At 56.4% G+C, this 21,242-nt stretch carries 21 protein-coding genes and 1 riboswitch; of the genes, 14 read left to right on the top strand and 7 right to left on the bottom strand.

Translation table 11 applies throughout. The features are described from left to right. Positions 1-204 precede the first annotated feature (204 nt). Positions 205-1,848 (bottom strand): flagellar assembly protein A, encoded by a 1,644-nt coding sequence (locus tag MHH28_RS20805; protein ID WP_405105120.1) that lies wholly within the window; start codon positions 1,846-1,848, stop codon positions 205-207. A gap of 75 nt (positions 1,849-1,923) precedes the next feature. After that, positions 1,924-2,016: riboswitch (cyclic di-GMP riboswitch) on the bottom strand. Between the two features lie 548 nt (positions 2,017-2,564). On the opposite strand from MHH28_RS20805, the gene MHH28_RS20800 reads away from it, so the two are divergent. From MHH28_RS20800 to atzF, 8 genes are read left to right on the top strand one after another with little or no spacing between them, the layout of a single operon-like run. Next, entirely contained in the window at positions 2,565-3,248 is a 684-nt protein-coding gene (locus MHH28_RS20800) for a cysteine hydrolase family protein (protein WP_405105118.1), read from the top strand. A 40-nt stretch (positions 3,249-3,288) separates the two neighbouring features. After that, positions 3,289-4,302, top strand: coding sequence for an ABC transporter substrate-binding protein (locus MHH28_RS20795; protein ID WP_405105116.1), 1,014 nt, complete (start codon positions 3,289-3,291; stop codon positions 4,300-4,302). Between the two features lie 14 nt (positions 4,303-4,316). Continuing rightward, positions 4,317-5,126 carry an ABC transporter ATP-binding protein gene (locus MHH28_RS20790; protein WP_405105114.1) on the top strand — a complete coding sequence of 270 codons (810 nt, stop codon included), beginning with the start codon at positions 4,317-4,319 and terminating at the stop codon, positions 5,124-5,126. Then, positions 5,123-5,875 carry an ABC transporter permease gene (locus MHH28_RS20785; protein WP_405105112.1) on the top strand — a complete coding sequence of 251 codons (753 nt, stop codon included), beginning with the start codon at positions 5,123-5,125 and terminating at the stop codon, positions 5,873-5,875. The genes MHH28_RS20790 and MHH28_RS20785 overlap by 4 nt, the downstream gene beginning before the upstream one ends. After that, positions 5,872-6,948: a ring-opening amidohydrolase gene (locus tag MHH28_RS20780; protein WP_405105110.1), complete on the top strand. Its 1,077-nt coding sequence runs from the start codon at positions 5,872-5,874 to the stop codon at positions 6,946-6,948. Before MHH28_RS20785 ends, MHH28_RS20780 begins: the two co-directional genes overlap by 4 nt. Positions 6,949-6,995: 47 nt before the next feature. Further along, the gene (locus MHH28_RS20775) at positions 6,996-7,424 is read left to right on the top strand and encodes a cupin domain-containing protein (RefSeq protein WP_405105108.1); all 429 of its coding nucleotides are present in this window, start codon (positions 6,996-6,998) and stop codon (positions 7,422-7,424) included. A gap of 16 nt (positions 7,425-7,440) precedes the next feature. Continuing rightward, complete coding sequence (locus MHH28_RS20770) at positions 7,441-9,078, top strand: PucR family transcriptional regulator (RefSeq protein ID WP_405105106.1); 1,638 nt, start codon at positions 7,441-7,443, stop codon at positions 9,076-9,078. A 6-nt stretch (positions 9,079-9,084) separates the two neighbouring features. Then, positions 9,085-10,965, top strand: a complete 1,881-nt coding sequence (atzF, locus tag MHH28_RS20765; protein WP_405105104.1) for an allophanate hydrolase — start codon at positions 9,085-9,087, stop codon at positions 10,963-10,965. A gap of 49 nt (positions 10,966-11,014) precedes the next feature. Here the strand turns inward: atzF and MHH28_RS20760 are convergent, their stop codons facing one another. Further along, on the bottom strand, positions 11,015-12,118 hold the full coding sequence (locus tag MHH28_RS20760) for an FUSC family protein (RefSeq protein ID WP_405105102.1): 1,104 nt from the start codon (positions 12,116-12,118) through the stop codon (positions 11,015-11,017). A 294-nt stretch (positions 12,119-12,412) separates the two neighbouring features. On the opposite strand from MHH28_RS20760, the gene MHH28_RS20755 reads away from it, so the two are divergent. From MHH28_RS20755 to MHH28_RS20740, 4 genes are read left to right on the top strand one after another with little or no spacing between them, the layout of a single operon-like run. Continuing rightward, a complete protein-coding gene (locus MHH28_RS20755; protein ID WP_405105100.1) occupies positions 12,413-13,537 on the top strand; it encodes an ABC transporter ATP-binding protein in 1,125 nt (374 codons plus the stop codon). Then, positions 13,527-14,333, top strand: coding sequence for an ABC transporter permease (locus tag MHH28_RS20750; protein ID WP_405105098.1), 807 nt, complete (start codon positions 13,527-13,529; stop codon positions 14,331-14,333). The genes MHH28_RS20755 and MHH28_RS20750 overlap by 11 nt, the downstream gene beginning before the upstream one ends. After that, on the top strand, positions 14,330-15,175 hold the full coding sequence (locus tag MHH28_RS20745) for an ABC transporter permease (protein ID WP_405105096.1): 846 nt from the start codon (positions 14,330-14,332) through the stop codon (positions 15,173-15,175). The genes MHH28_RS20750 and MHH28_RS20745 overlap by 4 nt, the downstream gene beginning before the upstream one ends. Further along, positions 15,172-16,245 carry a PotD/PotF family extracellular solute-binding protein gene (locus tag MHH28_RS20740; RefSeq protein ID WP_405105094.1) on the top strand — a complete coding sequence of 358 codons (1,074 nt, stop codon included), beginning with the start codon at positions 15,172-15,174 and terminating at the stop codon, positions 16,243-16,245. The genes MHH28_RS20745 and MHH28_RS20740 overlap by 4 nt, the downstream gene beginning before the upstream one ends. Positions 16,246-16,489: 244 nt before the next feature. Here the strand turns inward: MHH28_RS20740 and MHH28_RS20735 are convergent, their stop codons facing one another. The 5 genes from MHH28_RS20735 to MHH28_RS20715 all read right to left on the bottom strand — a co-directional run bounded on the left by MHH28_RS20735 (position 16,490) and on the right by MHH28_RS20715 (position 19,744). Further along, positions 16,490-16,657 carry a hypothetical protein gene (locus MHH28_RS20735; protein WP_405105092.1) on the bottom strand — a complete coding sequence of 56 codons (168 nt, stop codon included), beginning with the start codon at positions 16,655-16,657 and terminating at the stop codon, positions 16,490-16,492. Positions 16,658-16,670: 13 nt separating this feature from the next. Continuing rightward, complete coding sequence (locus MHH28_RS20730; protein ID WP_405105090.1) at positions 16,671-17,183, bottom strand: hypothetical protein; 513 nt, start codon at positions 17,181-17,183, stop codon at positions 16,671-16,673. Positions 17,184-17,268: 85 nt separating this feature from the next. Beyond that, positions 17,269-18,093 (bottom strand): methyltransferase domain-containing protein, encoded by an 825-nt coding sequence (locus MHH28_RS20725; RefSeq protein ID WP_405105088.1) that lies wholly within the window; start codon positions 18,091-18,093, stop codon positions 17,269-17,271. 92 nt (positions 18,094-18,185) lie between these two features. Then, positions 18,186-19,037, bottom strand: a complete 852-nt coding sequence (locus MHH28_RS20720) for a 1,4-dihydroxy-6-naphthoate synthase (RefSeq protein ID WP_405105086.1) — start codon at positions 19,035-19,037, stop codon at positions 18,186-18,188. After that, positions 19,037-19,744: a futalosine hydrolase gene (locus MHH28_RS20715; RefSeq protein ID WP_405105084.1), complete on the bottom strand. Its 708-nt coding sequence runs from the start codon at positions 19,742-19,744 to the stop codon at positions 19,037-19,039. The genes MHH28_RS20720 and MHH28_RS20715 overlap by 1 nt, the downstream gene beginning before the upstream one ends. A gap of 374 nt (positions 19,745-20,118) precedes the next feature. Between MHH28_RS20715 and MHH28_RS20710 the strand changes: the two genes are divergently transcribed. After that, positions 20,119-20,592 (top strand): MarR family winged helix-turn-helix transcriptional regulator, encoded by a 474-nt coding sequence (locus tag MHH28_RS20710; protein WP_405105082.1) that lies wholly within the window; start codon positions 20,119-20,121, stop codon positions 20,590-20,592. Positions 20,593-20,788: 196 nt separating this feature from the next. Beyond that, positions 20,789-21,190 (top strand): DoxX family protein, encoded by a 402-nt coding sequence (locus MHH28_RS20705; protein WP_405105080.1) that lies wholly within the window; start codon positions 20,789-20,791, stop codon positions 21,188-21,190. Positions 21,191-21,242 lie beyond the last annotated feature (52 nt).

Here is a 21,242-nt window from a genome sequence, read left to right as displayed (position 1 = left end):
TCGTAGCTAACCCTCAGAGATAAATGTATTTTGTGCAACTAAAAACAGCGAAACGGAGATTTGGCGGCACAACTGGCGATTTAGTTGTACGAATTGCAATTGAGCCTACCCCTTGCACCCTAATCGGGGCGCGGTAAACCCCTCAGCAGGCCATTAGTTAAAGTGATTCTCACACATTTAAATCTAATGAGCTGCTAGTAGTACTTAACAAGAATCCCGCAGAAGCAGCTTCCCGCCGGACTCCAGGCGGCTGTCATGTGAACGGGCAAGATTAATCACCGCATGCTCCTCCTGGAGCAGCTCGATCTCCTCGCCCAGCTTGAGCAGCAGCCTGGAGAAGCTGCTTAGGGCACTGTCCGTGATGCACCCGGTGAACTGTCCCGGATGGGCGAATACCTCAAGCATATGCCGGAGCTTGTCCGTACCGGAGCCGAACTTTCCGTTCATGCGGCTCAGTGCAGCCTGAAGGTCGCGGATCAGGCTCTCCAGGTGGCTGTATTTATCCTCCAGCAGCAGCATGACCACCAGGCCATAATTCACGGACTGCTGGCGGGATTCCACGTTCCTGGCCAGCTGGCGCGCCGACTCGCGCAGTTCGTCCGTCTCTGTCCGCAGCAGGCTTGCGAGGCTGTGCAGCCGGTGCTGCTGTACCCCGGCGTGCCCGGCGTACAGGCCGCTGCCGGTGACCTGGCCGCTCACATAAATGCTGCCGGTGGCAATGATCGTAGATTGGCGTATATCGCCATAGACGTAGACATTGCCCAGGGCTTCGATCCGTGCAGGTCCTTCGAGATCTCCCGGGACAACGATGTCGCCTGCGAAAATCACATCGCCCGCAGTATCCGCCATTTCCCGGGTCAGCAGGCAGAACGGAGGGAAGTCGCATATTCTGACGCTGCCATTCCCTCCGCAGATGCGCGGTCTGCCGGTCTGCCGGGCGACGATATTGCCGCAGGGAAGGAGCCGGGCATGCTCACCGGCAGCGAAGTAGATATCCTGCGGAGGAGGAGGAGGCAGGACACTTCCGTCCGTGTCGAAGCCGGGAATGCCTTCTTCCGGCGGCAGCTTGCGGGCGAAGACCTCGCCCGCAAAGGTAAACGGGGCTCCGGGGAAGCGGAGATACTCCATGGTATCCGCAGGCTCCTGAGCCCGGCGGTCCTGAAGCATCCCGTTGCCCGCCAGCGTATGCTCCGGCAGCATGAATTCCAGCCGGGATGCCCTTCCGGGCAGCGGGGCTCTTCCCTCGGCGATGCAGACCGGGAGATAGGTAGGATTGTCCAGCTCCGCGTACAGGGCGGGAATGTTCAGGTTGCTCAGAACAAAACGGTTGTCCAATGAGGCGATAATCTGTTCTATGGTAAGCGTGGACAGGAGCATCGCCGGGTTGGGCTGGGCACGGACTACCGCTTCGAAGGCGGCGGGACAGTTGACCAGATTCCAGGCGTACTTCTCTGTACGGTATAAAGTGAAGTGAACCTTAAGCTTGTCAGGCGACACGGTAATTTCATATTGCGGCTTCTCGCAGATCTCCCAGGTGATATAATCCGTCTTCGACACCTCGGTTGGCTCTGTAACAGTCTTACAGTTGATCTTCAGGACAACAGGGTGGATCGCAGAGATGCGGGCGGGGGCCCCTCCGGGGAGCGGGGGAGTAATGAATATCTGATTGTCCTGCACGAGGATAATTCCATTCTTATCTCCAGATGTCCCGCCAGAAGTCCGGCCCTCCACAGAGAATGAATCCAGGAGACCCTTGCGTTCGAGCATCAGGGACTCTACGAATTCATATCGGCTTGGTTCGATATACTGCTGCGGCATGGTTGTAACCTCACTTTTTCGTATGATCAATGGCAATTCGTACAGAAAAAGAACATCCTCAAGCCCGGGACAGCTTCCCGTGAACGGCTGGCTTAAGTGGTCTCTATTGGCAGCCTGGCGACCGTAAACGCAGATTCCGGTGTTCTTAGGCCCATGGCTTTGCGTCCTGCCCTTTCGGGGAGTTTGCCTTTAGAAATAGATCAATGATATACATCCTGTAGAGGCGGTTATGTGCGGTCGACTGTAATCGACAAAAAGAGTCATAAATAGTTCTTACGTGGCATTAACTTCTGCAAACAAGCTTAATTCTAGTACTTAAAGAGCTATTTTTCAACTATATTATGCCTATTTATCAAAAAACTTAAAATGTGCAGTTCTATTTCGACAAAAAAACTGGTTTCCCAGCGCTTACAGCTTATGGAAGGCTAGAGAGACGTAAAAGGTCCGGGCTGTCCTTTATACCGGGCGAGTGGAGAAGCCTCATCTAATATATAGATAATGAATGGATCAAACTTGGAAGGAATCAGCAGGTATTCCTTTTTGAGTAATCTTCATTGTGTACATTAATGTTATATATGTGTTAACTATGTAGATAAACACAAACATTATGTGTGTTTTTTCGTAATAAAACCGAAGACATCACGATTATGTTGTAATATAATCTAACTCATAACAAGGAAATTCGATTAAATGTTAACTAATATAACATTAATAGAGCCAGAGACATCAGGAGAGGAGCATGAACCATGCAAATTACAGCAACACCCTACACTTGGCCCTATGACGGTGACATTGACCCGGCGAAGACGGCGCTGATGATTATCGACATGCAGACAGACTTTTGCGGCAAGGGCGGTTACGTGGAAAGAATGGGTTATGACCTCTCGCTAACAGCAAGAGCGATTCAGCCCATTCAGCGGCTGCTGGAACGTATCCGGGACATCGAAGGGTTCACCGTAATCCATACCCGGGAGGGGCATAAGCCGGATCTGTCGGATCTGCCGGCCAACAAGCAGTGGCGGAGCAAGCAGATTGGCGCCGAGATCGGCTCGGAAGGGCCGGCGGGACGTATCCTGGTGCGGGGGGAGCGCGGCTGGCAGATCATTGATGAGCTGGCGCCTGCCGAGGGAGAGTACATTGTAGACAAGCCGGGCAAGGGCAGCTTTTATGCGACAGACCTGGACCTAATCCTGAAGAATAAAGGAATTACCCATCTGATCCTAACCGGGATTACTACCGATGTCTGCGTACACACCACGATGCGGGAAGCCAATGACCGCGGGTACGAGTGTCTGATCCTGGAGGATTGCACGGGGGCTACGGATGAAGCGAATCATCTGGCAGCGCTGAAAATGGTTCAAATGCAGGGCGGGGTGTTCGGCAGTGTAAGTGACTCGCAAGCGGTGCTTGAGGCGCTGGAGCAATACTGAATCCTACGAGTTCAAATTACATCATAACGGGGGAATAACCATGTGGAACAAATCCAGAACGAAAGCATTGATACTGTTAACCTCGCTAATGCTGCTTCTGACCGCTTGCGGTAACAATACGGGGGCCGGTAAGGCCGAAGGCCAGGGAGCGGAAGGCTCGGGCGGTCTGAAGAAGGTGGTACTCCGGCTGAAGTGGATTCACCAGGCGCAGTTCGCCGGGTTCTATACCGCAGTGGAAAAAGGTTTCTATAAAGAAGCGGGGCTTGATGTTGAGATCCGCCCGGGGGGCTCGGACTTCCCGGCTGTGCAGATGGTGGCTTCCGGCAGTGAGGAATTCGGAGTGACCGGTGCCGACCAGGTCGTCATTGCCAGAGAGAAGGGGGTCCCTGTCAAAGCGTTGTCCGCGATCTACCGCAAAACCCCGTTCGTCATGTTCACGCTCAAAGAGTCCGGGATCAAGACGATGGAGGACCTTGTCGGGCAAAAGGTGGGCATTAAGCTGGGCGGCAACGAAGAGCTGACCTTCCGTGCCATGGAGAAAAGCGCGGGCATCGAGCCTTCGCAAATCGAAGAGATGCCGGTCAAATATGATCTGAGTCCGCTGTTAACCGGTCAGGTCAAGGCCTGGCCCGGATATGTTATTAATGAAGTGCTGGCTGTAGAGGAGCAAGGCAAGGAAGTGAATATTATTGATCCGAACGACTATGGCATCAATTTCTATGCCGATACCTTGTTCACCACGGAGTCTGTTATTAAGAAGGACCCGGAGATGGTCGCAAGCTTCGTGCAGGCATCTATGCAGGGCTGGGATTATGCGGTCAAGCATCCGGAGGAGGCAGCGGAATTCGGTCTGAAATATGGCGAGAAGCTGGATCTGAAGCATGAGGTCAATATGATGAAGGCCAGCATTCCGCTGCTTGATCCGGAGAAGCTTCCGCTGGGCTCAATGGACGAGGCGGCCTGGGAGACACTGCAGAAGAATCTGGTCGAGCTGGGCTTTGTGAAAAAGGAACAGGATACGGGCGGAATGTTCACCAACGAGTTTTTGAAATAAGGAGGGACCCGATAATGACAACAGCGATCAAAGAACAGCTGGATGCTGCCCCCGCGCAGCATCCCGGTACCCGGGAAACCATGCTCTCACTGCGCAATTGCTCTCTATCCTTCGGCGATGTGCCAGTGCTGAATCAGGTTAGTCTTGACGTATACCGCAACGAGTTCATTTCGATTCTCGGACCGAGCGGCTGCGGGAAATCCACGACACTCCGGCTGATGCTGCGGCTATTAAGCCCTGAAGCGGGTGGAGAAGTGGCGTATGCCTCCCCCGACCTGTCGTTGGGCATGGTCTTTCAGAAGCCGGTCCTGATGCCGTGGCTCAGCGCGCTGCAGAATGTAATGCTGCCGCTTGAGCTGGGCGCGAAGAAGAAATTCAACTCAAGCGAAGCGCGTGAAAAAGCGGAAAGTGCCCTGCGGCTGGTCGGCTTACAGGATTACCTGAGCCACTTCCCGCATCAGCTCAGCGGCGGAATGCAGCAGCGGGCGGCCATTGCCCGTGCCCTGGCTGCCGACCCGACGGTGCTGCTGATGGATGAGCCGTTCGGTGCACTGGATGAGCTGACGCGCGAGAAGCTGAATTTCGAGCTGCTGCGGCTGTGGGAGAGCCCGGAGACGAGCCTGAGCAGCATCGTGATGGTTACCCATTCGATTCATGAATCGGCACTGCTGTCGGACCGGGTCGTGATGATGTCACCCCGCCCTGCCGGTGTGACGGATATTATTCCGGTGACGCTGCCTTCCCCGCGTGAGGCGGGAATGGAAGAGCTGCCGGAGTTCCACCGCATCGTCAAGGAACTGAGAAAGCGGGTGAAGCATCTATGACAGTCAAAATCAAAGACACCCTGTACCCGCTCAGCTTTGCGCTTGGCTTCCTGATCTTGTGGGAGCTGGCGGTACGTCTTCTGGCGGTTCCGATGTATCTGCTGCCTGCGCCTACACAAGTAGTCTCGGCTATTAATGGCTCGCTGTGGTCGCATACGCTGGTTACGCTGGGCGAAGCGCTGACAGGGTTCATTCTTGCCAACATCCTTGGCCTGGCTACCGCAGTGATTTTTGTTCATTCCAAGCCTATTGAGAAGGGGATGTTCCCGCTGGCCATCGCGCTTAAGACTACGCCGCTGGTGGCGCTGGCCCCGCTGTTGGTCGTCTGGCTGGGGACCGGATATACCTCGAAGGTAATCGCTTCGATGCTGATCTGCTTTTTCCCGATTCTGGTGAACAGTGTTAAGGGTCTTAAGGCCATCGAATACGAAGCCTGGGAGCTGTTCTCGACCTATAAAGGGACGAAAAGCGAAATCTTCTGGAAGCTGCGCCTGCCGACCAGTCTGCCTTATATCTTCTCTGCGCTCAAAATCTCCACCTCGCTCGCTATTGTCGGAGCCATAGTCGGCGAATTCGTCGGAGCGAATAAGGGGCTCGGTTATGTGGTGCTTGTCTCTTCCTATCATATGGATACGCCGGTGATGTTCTCGGCGATTGTGGCTTCGGCGCTGTGCGGCCTGCTGCTGTTCTGGTGTATCGGGCTGCTGGAGAAACGGGTTATTTTCTGGACAAGGAGCGATGATCTATGATGAACTGCTCGGTAATCAAAATCCCTGCCCGTGCGCCGCATGACATGTCCGGCCTTGGCGCAGCGGTGGAAGAGGGACTGTTCCGTCCGGAGGAAGTGGTCGCGGTGCTGGGGAAGACGGAGGGCAACGGCTGTGTGAATGATTTTACACGGGGCTATGCGGTTATGGCGCTGAAGGGATTCTTTGCTGAAGCGGCACAAGGAGGAGCCGCCGACATCTCCTATGTGATGTCAGGCGGTACGGAAGGCGTGCTCAGCCCGCACTTTACGGTTATCAGCCGCAGCGGACAGGGAGGCGCAGACGCCGATAAGTCTGCTGACGGCCCGAAGTCACTGGCCATTGGAGTCGCCAGAACGCGGAGCTTCCGGCCGGAGGAGCTGGGACGGCTCCCTCAGGTGGACGCTGTGGCGGATGCCGTGGCCCGTGCGGTTATAGATGCGGGCATCACCTCACCTAGGGATGTGCATTTTGTACAGATTAAGTGCCCGCTGCTTACCGCTGAGCAGATCTATGAGGCGCACAGCCGTGAGGTATCGCTCATCACAGAGGATACTTATAAATCGATGGGCTATTCCAGAGGAGCTTCAGCACTGGGTGCAGGCATCGCGCTGGGTGAAGTGGACCGTTCCGTCTTAAAGGAAGAAGATATCTGCACGGACTGGGGTCAATTCAGCACGGTGGCATCGACTTCGGCGGGCAGTGAGCTGTCCTGCTGTGAAGTGATTGTGTTCGGGAATTCGCTGTCGGCGGACGGCCCGTACCACATCGACCACGCCGTGATGCAGGATGCTGTGGATGGTGCGGCGCTCCAGGGTCTGCTGGACCGGTATCCCGGCGAAGAGCTGGTGCAGGTGCTTGCCAAGGCGGAGGCTGACCCGGATGGCGTCATCCGCGGACGCCGCCATATCATGCTGGATGATTCAGATATCAATCATACCCGCCATGCGCGGGCTGTAGTCGGGGGTGTGCTGGCCTATGTCGGCGGTGATCCGATGATCTACGTCTCCGGCGGAGGCGAGCATCAGGGGCCAAAGGGCGGAGGGCCGGTGGCGGCTGTATTCCGCCGTAAGTAGCAGAGTTTGTATACAACTACATTTTATCCATCATGGGGGAATCGAATATGCATACACAGGAAACGAAAGTGCTGGCAGCAGCAGATATGACATGGGAGCTAATGCCGAATCATATAGAGCTGTATCACCGGGAGATTGTCTCGGCAGAGGAAGCGGACCGCCTGGGTATCCGTATGAGCTCGATTCTGTGGGAGAAGCTGGGTGTTGGCGGTCAGGTCTTGCCGCACTATCATGATGTAGTCGAGATCATTCATATCACCGTAGGAGAGGTCAAGCTGCTATGTGACGGGGAATGGTACAGCTACCGGGCTGGAGATACGTTCCATGTGCCTGCGGGCGTAGTCCATTCTGTTCGGAATATAGGGGATTCTCCTTCGGAGCAGATCAGTATTTTTGTACCGGCGGAGGCGGAGGTGCCGGCGAACAGCTTCTTCGGCACTACCCTAATCGAGGATATCTATTCTTCCAAGCTATAGTAAAGGCGGCGGAGCCATGGGCAGCAATGTAATTACCGGTTTGACCTGCAGCGATATCCTGCTGATTCCCGACCTCAAGGAAGCGGCCCTGCTGGCTGGAGCTGGGGGCCTTGGCCGTTATATTAACCGGGTCAATGTAATGGAGGTTCCCGATGTCATCGACTGGGTCCGTCCGGGAGAGTTCCTGATTACAAGCGGCTTCCCTTTTCATAACCGGCCGGAGCTGATCGCTGAGATTATTCCCCAGCTGAACCAGAAGGGAGTGTCCGCGCTCGGGATCAAAACCAAGCGTTATATTGATGAGATTCCGCCGCGGGCGCTGGAACTCGCGGATCAGCTCGGCTTCCCGATCTTCGAGCTGCCCGCCTCCACCTCCTTCTCCGATGTGGTGCGCGACATTATGGAGCGGGTGCTGGTACAGGAGGCGCGGGAGCTCTCGCAGCTGCAGAGCCGGTTCCAGAAGCTGTCGAAGCAGCTGCTCCATGGCGACGGCATTGAGGATTTCCTGCTGACCCTGGACGGCATGCTGCATAATCCGGTCGTCCTGCTGGACGATACCGATCAGGTCTTCTGTTCTCCGCAGGCGGAAGCGCTGAAGCTGGAAGAGCAGCTTCCGGCCTGGGTACAGCTTCGCCAGGAAGGCAGTCTCGGCATTACGTTCCTTACCGTTGGAGAACGGCGTATCCGCGCTTATGTCTCAGCCGTCAATGACAAGGGAGCAGACCAGTGTCTGCTGGTGCTGCTGGAGTGGAACAGCGAGCTGTCGGTAGTGGATCAGTTAACGATTGACCGGGTCGGCGTGCTGGTCGGGCTGGAGATGATCAATGCCGGGGCCCGCCGGGAGGTGGAGCTGAAGTATGTGGACCAGTTCCTGCAAGACTGGATCAGCGGCCGGATTGCCGCTGCCGAGGATCTGAAGCTGCGCGGCGCAGCCTGCGGCTGCCCGCTTCCGGAGCGTCCGCTGCGCGCTGTAACCGCCGGGTGGCTGGAGGATAAGCCGGAGCTTAAGCAGCTCCAGCAGGTTGTGAAGCGGGTGCGCGCCCGGGCAGACCTTCAGCATGTGAAGCTCACCATCCTTGAAGGGGAGCTGGTCCTGACGGTGCCGGAGCAGCCGGGGCTTCCGCTTGAGGAGACGCTGGGTCGTCTGCTGGCCGAGATGAACCGGGTATTTGCCAGCGAGACCTGCGCCTTCTGTATTGGCGATCTTGCGGACGGTCCCGATCAGGTGCGGTTCAGCTATGAATCCTCCCGCAAAATCGCCCGCATCCGCCAGATCAGCGGATACCGCGGATCTTATGTGGATTACCGGAAGCTGGGGGTCTTCCGGCTGCTGTACCATCTGCCGGAGCTGGAGGAGATCAGCGAGTACAGGGACCAATATGTTGCCCCGCTGCTGGAGTATGACCGCAAGCACAACGCTTCGCTGCTCCAGACGCTCCAGTTGTATTTCAAGTGCAACCGCAACGTCAAGCGGACCTCCGGCGAGCTGTTCACTCATTATAACACGGTCACCTACCGGATCGACCGGGCCTGTGAGCTGCTGGGATTAAGCCAGGATGACGGTGACGACATGCTGGAGCTGCAGCTCGCGCTCAAGCTACATGAGATGGGCAAGGGCCGCAGGTCAGGCAACGATACGCAGAGAAGGAGATGAAGCCTGATGACGGCAATAACAGAATGGCCTGCGAAGCTGACTGCCGGGTGGCTGCGGGGGCAGTATTTGAGCGGACTACTAGACCCGGAGGCGGTGATCCGGGAGATCATCCGCCGCGCGGTGCGGGACAAGGATATGAACATCTGGATAGAACCGCCCGCCGAGGCGCAGATTACTCCCTTCCTGGCGGCGCTCAAAGAGCTTAATCCGCAGGAGCATCCTTTGTGGGGCATTCCGTTCGCGGTGAAGGATAACATCGATGTCAAGGGACTGCCCACGACGGCGGCTTGTCCTGAATTTGCTTATCAGCCGGAAGCTGACGCAGCGGTGGTGGAGAGACTGGTGGCTGCGGGGGCGATCCCTGTCGGCAAAAGCAATCTGGACCAGTTCGCCACCGGACTCGTCGGTGTGCGCAGCCCTTACGGAGAGACGCATAATGCCCTGCGTCCCGAATACATCAGCGGCGGCTCCAGCGCCGGTTCGGCGGTTGCTGTGGCCCGGGGTCAGGCGGTGTTCAGCCTGGGCACGGATACGGCGGGCTCGGGCCGTGTGCCGGCCGCGCTGAACGGGCTGGTCGGCTATAAGCCCAGCCTGGGCGCCTGGCCGGTACGCGGCGTAGTGCCGGCTTGTGCCAGCCTGGATTGCGTCACCGTATTCGCGCACAATCTGGAGGATGCGCTCACAGTGGACCGCGTAGCACGCGGCTTCGATGAAGCCGATCCGTGGTCGCGCTGCGTGAAGCGGGAGGCTGCCGCTCTGCCCGGGAAGCTGCTGCTGCCGCAAGCACCGCTGGACTTCTATGGGCTCCATGCGGATGAATACCGCCGGGCCTGGGAACGGGCCGAAGCGGCGGTGCAGGAGCTGGGGCTGCCCGTTGAACGGGTGGATTGCACGCTGTTCTCCGAAGCGGCAGCCATCCTGTACGAAGGTCCCTGGGTAGCCGAGCGCTGGGCGGATCTGGCCGGATTCGTGGAGACTCACCGTGAAGCTGTGCTGCCGGTAACGGAGTCGATTCTCTCCTCTGGTGCCGCGGAGCGCCACACCGCATCAAGCCTGTTCCAGGCCATGCACCGCCGGCAGCGGTATAAGCGGGAAGCAGAGCTGCTGCTGAGGGATGCGGTGCTGGTACTGCCGACCTGCGGCGGAACCTGGACCAGGGAGCAGGTGGCCGCGAACCCGGTAGGGGCTAACTCCGATATGGGCCGCTACACCAATCACTGCAACCTGCTCGATCTGTCGGCGGTGGCCATTCCCGCCGGGGAAGCGGCGGAGGGGCTGCCGTTCGGCATTACCCTGTTCGCCCTCGCGGACAGCGAGCATCTGCTTGCCGGAGCCGGGGAGCGGTTTCTGGCGGAGGGGCATTCGCCGGAAAGGAAGGATGGCGGGGGTGCTATAGGTGATGGTGATGCTGGTGGAGGTGGTGTTGGAGTAGCTGGTGGGGGGAGTACTGCCGGTGCTAGTGGCGGTGCTGTTGGAGTAGGTGCTGCTGCTGAATTGTCAGTGTCCGGCATGGTTACCCTGGCAGTCTGCGGGCTGCATATGCGCGGCTTCCCGCTGGAGAAGCAGATGCTGGAGCATGGCGCGCGCTTCTGGCAGGAGGCGCGGACGGCACCCTGCTATGAGCTGGTCAAGCTCCCCACCGTGCCGGCTAAGCCGGGCCTGCTGCGGCAGGCGGCAGGGGGAAACGCTGTCGAGCTGGAGCTGTGGCAGATGCCGGTGGAATCGCTGGGCGCGTTCGCCTCGCTCATCCCGGCTCCGCTGGGACTGGGGCGGGTGGCACTTGCAGATGGCCGCGAAGTGACAGGCTTCATCTGCGAAGGCTATGCCGCGGCCGGAGCCGAGAACGTTACAGCCTACGGGGGCTGGAGATATCTGCCCGCTGATTAACCACCGCTTTCGGCGTTACAGCAACACACAAAAAAGGACCCTCCCAAGCTTACAGCTTGTGGAAGAGTCCTTTTTGTATGAATTGGATAGCGCGCGCAGGCTGTGCCTTGACATGCTGAGGTGCGGTTGAGAGAGCCGCGTAATCGGCGCGTTCAATCTCTTCAAGAATCCGGTTCAGGTGGGAGAACACCGCACCGAGATCGCGGAATGCGGCGAGCGGGCACTGGCCCTGCAGCTCCGAGAACCAGGCCAGCTGCACATCGCGGGCTCTTCTCAGACTCTCGGGAAGTGAACGTCCGCTGCATTCGGCATCCGATAGCGTCCGGGTGCCGTACAGGGCGATACAGTCAGCCGTTGCGGTGACAACCTCCAGCATCCAGTCGGCTGCGGCATAATGAGCAGGCAGCAGGGCAATCTCTTCGGCGATGCCCTTCACGTAGACATGCACCTTGAGCAGATGGGAGGTGGACCGTGACACGGTGCCAAGCTCCTTACGGCACTGGTAATGAGACAGCGTGTAATGCATCTCCTTCTGCAGCCGGTCGCTCTTCTTCAGCAGCTCGCCGGAGCTCTCAAGAGCAGCCTTGGCCTGAGCGGCATCCCGGCCGCCTGAAGCCAGACCGGTTAAGGCATCCGACAAAGTCAGGCTGCCCTTCAGGGCCAGGCTCTTGGCCTTGACGAACCCCTTGGGCGGAACGATAATCATATTGATGATCAGGGCAATTAGCACACCGATCAGGGTCTCGGCAGCTCTCCAGACGATATACCCGTCATGATAGAAGGTAAGTGCAAGAACGGAAGTGACGCCTACCTGTGAGACAGCCTGGATATTGATCCGGCAGGCGGTGGCCACTCCTATGCCAATCAGCAGCATGAGCAGGATCGAGAGAGCGCCGACATCGAAGAACCGGCCTACAACCAGGCTGACGATTCCGCCGAGGACGATGCCGAGCAGGCGGTAGACCCCTTTTTCAAGCGAGGCCTTGACACTGCTCTGGGTGATCAGAATCGCTGCCAGCGGCGCGAAGTACAAATACTGGTCTCCATAAATACTGTGTACCGCCAGCCACGAGAGCGAAGCAGCCAGCGTAATGCGTATCATATATAGGGATAGTCCGAATTTCTCAAGGCGGTCCTGTAACCCTTCGTCCATGTCGTCATCTTCTTTCGTGAAAATAGGAAAAATTTTATGGTTTTTCAGTCGTTTTCATTATAGCACCTCAAAACAGGCCGGACGCGGGCAAGATTTTACGAACTTGTTAAGTTTTTGTGCTTCATTTCACAATGTAAGCTATCGCATATATCGCAACATTCCTTTATGCTATATATATTGAAGCCTGTCGAACTAAGGGAGGAATTGTCGCTTATCCGCGCTAAGCATGCCGCTGAAGGATTGTCTCCCGCAAGAAGCGGGTAAAATAGGTTGTATTACATAAGGTAAGGGAGGTTGTTAGCTATAGCTACCCCGGAAGGCACTATTATTTCTTTTGACCAGGTGATTAAGCAGTACGACGACGAAGAGGCTGTACTCAAAGGCGTGAGCTTCGAAATTGAACGCGGTAAATTCTACACGCTGCTGGGCCCTTCGGGCTGCGGAAAAACGACCATTCTGCGACTGATCGCCGGCTTCGCGGAGCCGACTGAAGGTTCTATCTATCTGAACGGCAAAATTATCAACCACATTCCCGCCAACGAGCGGCAGGTCAATACGGTGTTTCAGGACTATGCGCTGTTTCCGCACCTGAACGTATTCGAGAATGTGGCGTTTGGACTGCGCATCAAGAAGCTGAAGAAGGATGTCATTCAGCAAAAGGTGCAGGAAGCGCTGCGCTTCGTCAACCTGGTCGGCTATGATCAGCGGGCCATTAATGAAATGTCCGGCGGGCAGAGACAGCGTGTCGCTATTGCGCGCGCCATTGTCAACGAGCCGCAGGTGCTGCTGCTGGACGAGCCTCTGTCTGCGCTTGATCTGAAGCTGCGTACGGAGATGCAGTATATTCTGCGGGAGATGCAGCAGCGGCTGGGCATTACCTTCATCTTCGTCACCCATGACCAGGAAGAGGCGCTGGCGATGTCCGACTGGATCTTCGTCATGAACGGCGGCAAGATTGAGCAGAGCGGAACGCCCAATGATATCTATGATGAGCCGATTAACCGGTTCGTGGCCGACTTCATCGGTGAGTCGAACATCGTGCCGGGTGTGATGATTGAGGACTATGTGGTGGAGTGGGGCGGCCAGCGGTTCGAATGTGTCGATGCCGGTCTGAAGCCGAATGAAGCGGTGGAGGTTGTGATCCGCCCTGAGGATCTGGAGATTACGACCCTGGAAGCGGGCAAGCTGAAGGTGCGTGTGGACTCCCAGCTGTTCCGCGGGGTTCACTACGAGATCAGCTGCTATGACGGCTCCGGCCATGAATGGCTCGTCCATTCTACCCGTAAGGCGGAGGTTGGCTCTGAGATCGGATTGTATTTTGACCCGGAAGCCATCCATGTGATGCGTTTCGGTGAAACGGAGGAAGAATTCGACAAGCGTCTGGAGGCTTACGCCGAGGTGGAGAGCCATGAAGACTAAGGGCAAGTCGTATTATCTCATCCCGTACTACCTGTGGATCGCGCTGTTTGTTATTGCGCCGGTGCTGCTGGTGGTCTACTATTCCCTGTTCGATCTGGAGGGGAAGCTGACGCTGAATAACTACGTCAATTTCTTCACACCGGTCTATATGAGAATGATGCTGAATTCGTTCTGGTATGCTTTTCTGATCACGCTGTTCTCGCTCCTGGTGGCGTATCCGGCCGCTTATCTGCTGACACGCACGAAGCACAAGCAGCTGTGGCTGCTGCTGATTATTCTGCCGACCTGGATCAACCTGCTGCTCAAAACATATGCGTTCATCGGGATCTTCGGCACCTTTGGCCCGGTCAATAATTTCTTTGATCTGGTGGGTCTGGGCGAGCAGCAGATTCTGTTCACGGGCTTCAGCTTCGTATTTGTATCCGTCTATATTTTCATTCCATTCATGATTCTGCCGATCTTCAGCGCCCTGGATGAGATGAATCTGTCGCTGGTGGATGCCGCGCGCGATCTGGGTGCATCGGGGTGGACAACGTTCCGCCGGGTGGTCTTTCCGCTGACGATCTCGGGAGTACGCTCCGGCTGCATGGCGGTGTTCATTCCGGCGCTGTCGCTGTTTATGATTACGCGTCTGATTGCCGGGAACCGGGTAATTACGCTCGGCACAGCGATTGAGCAGCACTTCCTGGTCACACAGGACTGGGGCATGGGCTCTACCGTTGCGGTATTCCTGATCGCCATAATGGCGCTGTTCATGATTCTGACCGGCGGCTCGCGGAAGGGGGTGCGCGGATGAAGAACACACGCAGAGGCAAGAATCAAAACGGGATCGCCAATATCTATCTGGTGCTGGTCTTCCTGGTGCTGTACGCGCCGATCTTCTATCTGATGTACTACTCGTTCAACAGCGGCGGCACGATGCATAAGTTCGAGGGCTTCACGCTGGATTATTACCGTGAGGTGGTGGCCGATACCCGGCTGATGATTATTGTGATTAACACACTGGTCATTGCCCTCTTGTCATCGGCTATTGCCACGATAATAGCGGTGATCGGCGCGCTGGCGATTCATCATGTCCGCAGCCGCCGTGCCAAAAACACGCTGCTCTCGCTGAACAATGTGCTGATTGTCAGCCCGGATGTCATTATCGGAGCCTCCTTCCTGATCCTGTTCACGATTGTCGGGATCAAGCTGGGCTTCACCTCCGTGCTGCTCTCGCATGTGGCGTTCAGTATTCCGATTGCGGTCATTATGATCCTGCCGCATTTGCAGGAGATGAGCCCGACCTTAACGGATGCCGCCCGCGATCTCGGAGCTACGCGCCGGGATGTGCTGACGAAGGTCATCCTGCCGATCATCAAGCCGGGAATCTTCAGCGGATTCTTCATGGCTCTGACCTATTCCCTGGATGATTTCGCAGTTACCTTCTTCGTCACGGGCAACGGCTATTCCACTCTGTCGGTGGAGATCTATTCCCGCGCCCGGCAAGGGGTCTCGTTGTCGATTAACGCGCTGTCGACCCTGATTTTCCTCTTCACGATACTGCTGGTCATCGGTTATTACTACCTGAACCAGCGTAAGAGCCGCCCGCCGGTACAGATTGCCGAGCCGGTGGCCGAAGCGGGGGTGCCTAGATGAAGCAGCTAGTCAATACGTTCCTGGCGATTCTGATCGTTGCCTTCGGATTAATGTTCCTGGCCTCCCGGCTGAACTCGGCCCAAGGCTATTCGGGCGGCAACACGTTGACCATATATAACTGGGGCGACTATGTGGACCCCGATCTGCTGAAGCAGTTCCAGGAGGAGACCGGAATTACAGTCATCTACCAGACATTCGATTCCAATGAAGCGATGCTGACCAAGGTCGAGCAGGGCGGCACGATCTTCGATGTCGTAATCCCGTCTGACTATGCGATCGCCAAGATGCGGGAAGAGAATCTGCTGCTGCCGCTGGATCACAGCAAGCTGCCGAATCTCGCTAACATCGATTCCAAGTTCATGAATTTGTCCTTCGATCCCGGTAACAAGTATTCGGTTCCTTATTTCTGGGGGACGGTGGGCATTATCTTCAACCCCGACATGACGAAGGGGATTGATTTCAGCAGCTGGGATTCCCTGTGGGACAAGCGGCTGAAGAATAATATCTTCCTCGTGGACGGAGCCCGTGAGGTCATGGGTATGGCACTGAACAGCCTGCACTACTCTGTCAACGATACGAAGGAGGAGCATTTGCAGGAGGCGCTCGCCAAGCTGAACAAGCTGTCTCCGAATGTGAAGGCCATTGTGGGCGATGAGGTCAAAATGCTGCTCGCCAACGAAGAGGCGGCGGTCGGTATTGTTTGGTCCGGCGATGCTTCGGAGATTATGGATGACAACGACAAGCTGGACTTCGTCGTGCCGGAGGAAGGCTCGAACAAATGGTTCGACAACATGGTCATTCCGCGCACCGCAGGCAATGTCGAAAGCGCGCATCAGTTCATCAACTTCATGCTGCGGCCGGAAGTCGCTGCACAGAATGCGGAATACGTCGGCTATTCCACGCCGAACGTGCCTGCGCTGAAGCTGCTGCCGGAGGACATCTCCGGCGACGAACGTTTCTACCCGCCCGCCGAGCTCACCGACCGGCTGGAGGTCTACGACAACCTCGGCAAGCGGATGCTTGCCCACTATAATGAGCTGTTCCTGATGTTCAAGATGAATAAGAAGTAGCTGGCGGAACGCCGGAAGATTACCGAAGCCCCCTGCATGCGCGTATTGCGCAGGCGGGGGGCTTTTTGGGTTGTGAATCATCCGCAGAATGAACTGAAATGTATGTAAAAAACCGAATACAATTCAATGTGCAACCGAGAGGGGCTATGTATGGGGCACAGGGCTCGGCATCTTTCACCCTTAGGGTGATTTTGTGCTTTGGGAGAACCAAACCAGTCTTACGCAATAAAAAAGGTCCGCCTTTTTATTGGCAAACCCGAGCAGACGAACGTTCTTTTTTTAACTTAGCAATAGCGTCACTGACCCTTTTATCACGCTCCGGATTGGGACCAGGCATCGATTGTTGCACGTAATGACCGTCAGCATACTGGCGGACAACATCATCAAGATCAACAGCAGGATATTTCTTCACGATCATCACCTCTTTATGGAAAGTATAACATAATGAGACGTTTGGCGACAATCTCATCGATGATGATTAGGCCGCCGCCAAAATGTGAAGCCCCAACGATACTCGTGTAATAATGTATCAGCCTTGGCTTGATTTTCGATTGCAAGGCTACAGCACCACCCAATCCAAGTTCACTGCTTCGCTTGCAAGCAAAGGCGAGTAAATGCAATCCAACTCTGCTAAACTCCTTGCGCTGTGAAGGAATGCTCTCAATAAGATGTACCCAAACATGATCTTCCTTTCCCTCAAGAGATATAGCCCCTTGAATAGCTGTATTTCCGCGTACCACCATCTTATAGATTTCGATTCCGCGCTGGCTGAAATATATGGACCAATCGAAGCCTTTCTCCCAATCATGCATCTGATGCTGTATATCATAGGGTTGCAACGCTAAGAAAGAAACAGGGTAAGTCTCTCCACTGCGAATATGTAATAGCACTGTTTCGCCTATTTCCAGAAAATAGAAAACGCCCCGGCTTCCCCACAAAGGGCAACCGGGACGTTCTTCGTCTCGCTATGTTTAAGTATAGGTTAGATGCTGGCGTAAAGCTAGGATGCATCAAGAAAAGCACTTATTTCACGCCGGTCCGCATCCGGTAGCTAATCGGTACCAGCAAGGTCCGGCCCTGGAAGAACTCCTCTACCTCTGCCGAGAATTCGGCAATATCCTGCTCAAGTGAGGCCGGGCTGAGCTTCAGGAGGGACTGGACGCCGCCCTGGCTGAGAGCCAGCCCAATATAGCGCTGAGCATCGCATGACTCCGTGTTATGAAAAACAATCTCGCGTGCGTAGGTGAAGCATCCGCTGGCTTTGATCCGGCCGAGATGTCCTTCTTTATCCCATTTCCTGGCCTGATCGGTGTCCGGCTGAAGCTCTGTAAGCAAGGCATCCGAAGCTGCGATCATCCGGTTGTAGCGGGCTTCAATAGCAGGCTGGAGCACCAGGGGCCAGTCACAATCGTAGGCGGCGAAGACTCCGCCGGGCCGCAGACAACGGGCGATGTCCTGAAGAGTGCTGACCGGGTCCATCCAGTGGAAGGACTGCGAGCAGGTGATGATGTCGACACTCTCTGTATCAAAAGGAAGCTGGTTCGAGTAGCCCTGCATAAAAGACAGGTTCTCCGCTCCCTGATCCAGGAGGCGCAGCTTGTCCTGAGCCTTGCTGAGCATATCCGGGTTGGGCTCTACTCCGGTTACCGCATCGGCGGCATCCTTCCACAGAAAGGTGGACAGGCCGGTGCCGCAGCCTATATCTGCAACATAGGCAGGACGGCGGCCCAGGTAACTGGTGAGCAGTTCAATTACCATCCGCGGCGCTTCAGGGCGGTAACGGTCGTAGTCATTTTGGTAGCCCAGAAAACGGTCGATATTAGCCTTGCTGTTGCCTGAAGGAATCATAAGAACGGCCTCCCCGCTATAGATAGCTAAGTGTTGGATAAGTTAATCATGCCTGCTGTTCAAAAGGAACGGAGGTCATGAAGCTCCCCCTGCTAACGCAAAAGCGAAGGATCAACCGCAGGTACAAGCCCTTCGGCAGCGGCCCGGGTCAACAGTGCAGAGATGGCCGCGTAGCCGTCCTCACCCAGATTCATTGTGAATTCGTTGACGTAGAGATCAATATGCGATTTGGCTACTTCCGGCGACAGCTCCTGGGCGTGGCTTAACACGTATTCCTGGCAGTCCAGAGGATGGTCCCAAGCATACTGGAGTGAACTGCGAATCCAGCCGGTTATGGCTTCATGGTCCAGATCGCGGCGGGCAATAATCGCACCGAGCGGAATGGGCAAGCCGGTATCGCTCTCCCACCAGCTGCCGAGGTCAGTCAGCAGATTGAGATTGTAGGACGGGTAAGTGAAGCGGGCTTCATGGATGACGAGTCCGGCATCGATCTCTCCCTTTTGCACGGCAGGCATGATCTCATCAAACGGCATAACGATGATCTCGGCCGGACCGTCCTGCACCTGCTGCGCTACCCACAGCCGGAACAGCAGGTATGCCGTAGAGCGTTCGCTCGGTACAGCAATTCTGCGGCCGGACAGCTCGCGCGGATGCTTGATGGCGCCTGCGCCTTTGCGCGTCAGGACAAGCGGGCCGCAGCCCCGTCCCAGCGCACCGCCGCAAGGGAGCAGCTTGTACTTGTCCAGAACCCAGGGAAGGGCGGCGTAGGAGATTTTGAGTACTTCAGGCCCGGCGCCGTCTGCGGCAAGCCCGTTCGTAATATCGATATCGGCAAACGTCACATCCAGCCGGGGAGCGCCAGGCACAAGGCCGTGCGCCCAGGCATGAAAGACAAAGGTATCATTAGGGCAAGGGGAAAAAGCAATCTGAAGCTCGGTTGTCATTACAGCACCTCCCGTAAAATAGCCGCAGCCGCTGTGAGGGCGTCCAGGGCTTCATTGATCTTCCACGCGGCCCGGTCGCGCGGGCCGACCGGGTTCGAGATCGCGCGCAGCTCCAGCGCCGCGATCCCCAGCGCCTGGGCGGCCACGGCGACCCCGTGGCCTTCCATCGCCTCCGCCGCCGCCTCCGGGTGGCGCGCGGCAAGAGCCGCGGCCGTCCCGGCGGTGCCGGTCGCGGTCGATACGGTAAGCACGGGTGCCGTGCTTACCGTAAGGCCGGCCGCTGCCAGCGCGGCCGCAAGGGCCTGCACCGCTGCGCCCGGTGCAGGCACGGACACGCTGCCGAAGCCCAGCTCGGCAGCGCTGCGGAAGCCCTCCGGCGTCTCTGCGCCGAGGGCCGCGTCCAGCATCTCGCTGGCAACGACCAGCGAGCCTACGGGTGCCCGGCCCGGGAAGCCGCCGCCGATTCCGGCGCTGACGACGCAGCCGTACGAGCCGGCTGCCAGGGCGGCGGCGGTGCCCGCCGCTGCCGCTGCGGGGCCGGCGCCCGCCGCGATGACCTCGAACCTGCGGCTGCCGTTCAGGCCGCGCAGGACCGCCTCGCGCTCAGCCGCGACTGCCGTCACGATCAGCACGCGCGGCGCGGGGGTGTCCTCCGCCGCAGCTCTGCGCGCGGCGGTCCCGGAGTGATGATGATTTTTCGATTCCATAATCAGCCTCCTTTTGTGGCTCTAATATAATTAGGATAGGATTCAGTTGAAGTATTAGGAATAACCAATAAGTTGCTTGTTTAAGGCGGGTTGCTTTGGTGTATACTCACCTTTTGAAAGTCTACGCCGTTTTGAAGAACAGGTCAAATAGGCAGAGCGGGAAATAGACGTTCCAGATCAAGTATGGTTGCCGGAGCCGGAGTGCGAGGTTTAATGTATTGTTTCAGGCGTTGCAGGAGTTTCAGGATCCGGGGGGAGCGGAACGAAATTTATTTTCTCACACCCTTGACAGTCCGACACGAATAAAGTATATTTATCTTAACTTAAAGATAATTAATTTAAAGATAAGAGCAGCCGGACGGGAGGTGCAAGGTATGAGCAGCAAGAATAAGACAGCAGGAACAGAAGCGGATACTACGCTGGAGCAGGAGCAGGCGGCATCGCTGAAATTATTCGTTGTGCTGTCGAAGGCGTACAAGAGCCTGATGGATCAGGCGGTGAAGGATATGAAGAGTCACGGGCTGGCATCGGCGGAGTTTATGGTGCTGGAGGTGCTGTATCATAGGAACCGGATTCCGCTTCAGCAGATTGGTGAGAAGATTCTGGTCACCAGCGGCAGCATTACGTACAACATCGACAAGCTGGAGAAGCGGGGACTGCTGAAGCGCGTTCCTTGCGAGGAAGACCGCCGTGTGACGTATGCCGAGATTACGCAGGCGGGGCGGGAGCTGTTCGATGATATTTTTCCACTGCATATCGATTCGATTCACAGCCTGATGGGCGGACTGGACAGTGTGGAGAAGGCGCAAGCTACACTGCTGCTGAAGAAGCTGGGCAAGGGCGTATAGAAGTGAGTCCGTAAGCAGCCCAGCGGTGGTAAGGTTGTCTGCTTGTTAACGGTCAGTGGTATCGCGCTCAGCGCTATAGCCGGTCGTTGCATAAGTTAGCATGAATTTCAGTAAGAGAAAATAGCTCAGCCAAAATTTTTTAGTCAATATCTTAACGTTAAGATAATTAAAATGAAGAGAATGGAGAGTGTTTAAAATGGTTAGTGTAGGTTTATTGTTGATGAGATTGGTGATTGGTGTCGCGTTCATCGGGCATGGCGCACAGAAGCTGTTCGGCTGGTTCGGCGGATATGGCCCCAAAGGAACAGGCGGCTGGATGGAGTCGATCGGGATTAAGCCCGGTGTGCGGATGGCGGTGCTGGCAGGTCTGATGGAGCTGTTCGGCGGGCTGCTGTTCACCCTCGGTCTGCTGACTCCGGTGGCTGCGGTGCTGATTGCCGCAACGATGCTCGGTGCCATTGTGAAGGTACATGCGCCCAACGGATTCTGGTCCACCGCTAACGGGATTGAGTTTCCATTGACTGTGCTGGTGGTAGCTGTGGGTGTAGCGTTGACGGGTGCGGGTTCGATTTCACTGGATGCACTTTTTTTCAACTAAAACAAAGGTAACCCAGGCAGCCTGCTCCGCATACAGCGGACGGCTTGCCCAA

It is taken from the genome of Paenibacillus sp. FSL K6-1217, assembly GCF_045040735.1.
Classification (GTDB): domain Bacteria; phylum Bacillota; class Bacilli; order Paenibacillales; family Paenibacillaceae; genus Paenibacillus_AQ.
The sequence above is the reverse complement of the archived record's forward strand: the minus strand, read 5'-3'. Positions and strand labels throughout refer to the sequence as shown.